Genomic DNA, 3177 nt, shown 5'->3' on the forward strand with positions numbered 1-3177 from the left:
CCCGGGGCCGCCCGCTCCATACGGCGACCTGGGCACGCCCTGCGGCGGAGTCACCCCGGGATCCACGGCAGCGGGCCCCGCCGCGGCGCGGCGCCGTCCGGTGCCCGGTCTGTCGTCCTCCGAGGCCGTACCGGATGCGGTGTGCTCGACGAACTCGGGGCCCGAGCCGTGCCCCTGCCCGGAGCCCGCCGCCGCGGACCGGCGCTCCCGGCCCTCCTGGCTGCCACGTGCGCTGTGTTTACCCACGCGCCGCACCGCTCCCGTCCGCACCGGACGCCGGTACGGCCCCCCGCGCCTTCCGGCTGTCCCGGTCATCTCGTTCTTCAACGCCATCGAGCAGCTCGCGCATCCCGCGCGCCACCGCTTCGGGATACTCCATCATCGCCACATGCCCGGCGTCCAACAGCGTCAACAGACGCGAGTCGCGGAAGGTGGCGTTCGCCCGCTGCGCCATCCTTATGGACACCAGTTGGTCGCGGCCGCCGTAGACGAGCAGCGTCGGGGCGAGCACCCGCTCGGCCTGGCGCCAGAGGGAGTGCTGGCCGCCCAGGGTGTACGAGTCGACGACACCGCGTGCCGAGCGGCTCAGCGCGTCCCAGAAGTACGGGAGGGCGAGCCGGCGCTCGAACTCCTCGACGGCATAGGCGAAGTCCTCCCGACTGACAAGGGACGGGTCGCCGAAAGTGAGCAACATCACTTCGCGGGTGCGCCGCTCCGCGTCCCAGTCCCTCGTCATGCGGGTGAACAGCCGGGTCACCCCGGGGACCGCGAGCAGACCGGTCGGCACCGCGGTGCGCTGCGGGCGCAGCTCGGGCAGCGCGGGCGAGACGAGGGTGAGAGTGCGCACCAGATCCGGCCGCACCGCCGCGACGCGCGTGGCGATCGAGCCGCCCATCGAGTTGCCGACCAGATGGACGGGGCCGCGGTCCTGGGCGTCGAGATAGCGGATCACGGCGCGGGCGTGGGCGGTTATGGAGTAGTTGCCGTCGTCCGGCGGCGGGGAGTCGCCGAAACCGGGGAGGTCGAGCGCCTCGCCCTCCACCCGGTCGGCGAGCAGCTCCATGAGCGCCGACCAGTTCTGCGAGGAGCCGCCGAGGCCGTGCACGAAGAGCGCGGGCGGCAGCCCGGAGGTGGCCGGCGGACGGCAGCGCACGGTCATCGTGAGCCCCGGAAGGGAAGCGGTCCGCAGCTTCTCACCCGCCCCGACCCGCACGGACCTCGCGGGCGGCACCGCCGCGACGATGCGGGCTTCCGGCGGCTCGGTCGAAGACATGCGCCAATGTTACGAGACGATCACGCGCGCGACCGTGTGTTCACGCTCACAGACCGCGTAGCGTCCGAAAGTGACCTCTCCTAGGCTCGTAAGTCACAGGGGCGATCGCCTTGCCCCTGGGTAGTCACGAGTAGTCGCCAGTGGGTAAGCCCTCAGTGGGAGGCCATCACGGGCGGCCGTCAGTGGCAGCCGCCACAGGGCACAGGGAAGGGGAGTACATGTCCATCGACCCAACCGACCCCGACACCTTCGAGGACTCCGTCGAGAACACCGACGAAACCGCCGTGTACGACGTCGAGGCTCCCGAGGCGGACGCCGCCGAACAACATCGCGAGGTGATCGCCCACCGCGACGAACCGCCCAGGGCGGACGAGTTCGTGGAAGCCAACGAGGCCGACCGCGCGGAACAGGCCCGGGTGGTCGAGGTGAACGAGGAGGAGTACCGATGACCTGCGTCATTTGTGGGCTTTTCATAGAGTCCGGTCCGTGAAATTCTCCGCACGAACCGCGCGCCGCCCTGTTACCGAAAAGTACGATGGCGGACGCGATGGACATCGTGCAAAGGGATCATTCATTGGGAGGCGGCGTGACAGCCATCGAGCAGACCGAGGCGCGCCCACGGGGTACGCGCCTTCCGCGCCGAGCCCGACGTAATCAGCTCCTGGGGGCCGCTCAGGAGGTCTTCGTGGCCCAGGGCTACCACGCGGCCGCGATGGATGACATCGCCGAGCGCGCCGGGGTCAGCAAGCCGGTGCTCTACCAGCACTTCCCGGGCAAGCTGGAGCTCTATCTCGCCCTGCTCGACCAGCACTGCGAGTCCCTGCTGCACGCGGTGCGCACCGCGCTCGCCTCGACCACCGAGAACAAGCAGCGCGTCGCGGCGACCATGGAGGCGTACTTCGCCTACGTCGAGGAAGAAGGCGGCGCCTTCCGGCTCGTCTTCGAGTCCGATCTGACCAACGAGCCCGCGGTGCGCGAGCGCGTGGACCGCGTCTCGCTCCAGTGCGCCGAGGCGATCAGCGAGGTCATCGCCGAGGACACCGGGCTGTCCAGGGACGAATCGATGCTGCTGGCCGTGGGCCTCGGCGGGATCTCCCAGGTGGTCGCGCGCTACTGGCTCTCCAGCGAGAGCGAGGTGCCGCGGGAGACCGCCGTGCAGTTGCTCACCTCGCTGGCCTGGCGCGGTATCGCGGGCTTCCCGCTGCACGGGGCCGAAGGCGGCCACTGAGCCGCCCGGGCGCCATTTCCGGCCACGAGGGCGCGGGACCGCGAGCGCTCGGGAGCGCTGAGCACTCGTGGCCGCTGAGCGCACGGGACCGCGAGGGGCGTGTTCGCGGGCGGCGGGTGTGTTCGCTTCTGGCGTGCGCCCGCGGCCCCCGGCGGGTGTCCCGGCACGGCTAGTGTGTGCTGGGTACAGCGCGGATGGCCGCGCTACCCCAAATGACCGTCGGAGGGACAAGGCCGTGGAGGTCAAGATCGGCGTGCAGCACGCGCCCCGCGAGATCACTTTGGAGAGCGGGCAGTCTGCCGAGGAGGTCGAGCGCCTGGTGGCCGAGGCGCTCGGCGGCAAGGCTCAGGTGCTGATCCTGGAGGACAGCCACGGCCGTAAGGTCCTGATCCCGGCCGACCGGCTCGCCTACATCGAGCTGGGCGAGCCGAGCGCCCGCAAGGTCGGTTTCGGCGCGGCCTGACGTATTCAGCCGACGGCGGCGGGGTCCGGTGAATTTCCACCGGACCCCGCCGCCTTTTGTGCGCGCGCTCGCACGCCCCCGGCACGCCGGGCACCACAGACCGCCCCCGTGGGCAGGGTTGCCCTCGCCCGGGCGGGGGTAGGACGGGCACGACCGACGCGTGATCACGTGTCGGTTCCGATCCGCTTACGGGAAGGACGCGCCAATGCTGTT

The 3177-nt window shown here is 70.9% G+C and carries 4 protein-coding genes and 1 pseudogene; 3 read left to right on the forward strand and 2 right to left on the reverse strand.

The window, feature by feature from the left end:
* A pseudogene (locus KN815_RS45155) lies at nt 1–246 on the reverse strand (DUF3152 domain-containing protein); the annotation flags it as partial.
* Complete coding sequence (locus tag KN815_RS45160) at nt 239–1273, reverse strand: alpha/beta fold hydrolase (RefSeq protein WP_216347608.1); 1035 nt, start codon at nt 1271–1273, stop codon at nt 239–241. The pseudogene KN815_RS45155 and the gene KN815_RS45160, both read right to left, overlap by 8 nt.
* 218 nt (nt 1274–1491) lie before the next feature.
* Here KN815_RS45160 and KN815_RS45165 point away from each other — a divergent pair, with 218 nt between their 5' ends.
* The 3 genes from KN815_RS45165 (at nt 1492) to KN815_RS45175 (ending at nt 2964) form a co-directional block, all read left to right on the forward strand.
* Complete coding sequence (locus tag KN815_RS45165) at nt 1492–1722, forward strand: Rv3202a family protein (protein WP_216347609.1); 231 nt, start codon at nt 1492–1494, stop codon at nt 1720–1722.
* A 137-nt stretch (nt 1723–1859) separates the two neighbouring features.
* The gene (locus tag KN815_RS45170) at nt 1860–2501 is read left to right on the forward strand and encodes a TetR/AcrR family transcriptional regulator (protein ID WP_014054739.1); all 642 of its coding nucleotides are present in this window, start codon (nt 1860–1862) and stop codon (nt 2499–2501) included.
* A gap of 235 nt (nt 2502–2736) precedes the next feature.
* The gene (locus tag KN815_RS45175) at nt 2737–2964 is read left to right on the forward strand and encodes a DUF3107 domain-containing protein (RefSeq protein ID WP_059145230.1); all 228 of its coding nucleotides are present in this window, start codon (nt 2737–2739) and stop codon (nt 2962–2964) included.
* Nucleotides 2965–3177 lie beyond the last annotated feature (213 nt).

Origin of the sequence: Streptomyces niphimycinicus (assembly GCF_018883605.1) — a bacterium.
Classification (GTDB): Bacteria; Actinomycetota; Actinomycetes; order Streptomycetales; family Streptomycetaceae; genus Streptomyces; species Streptomyces niphimycinicus.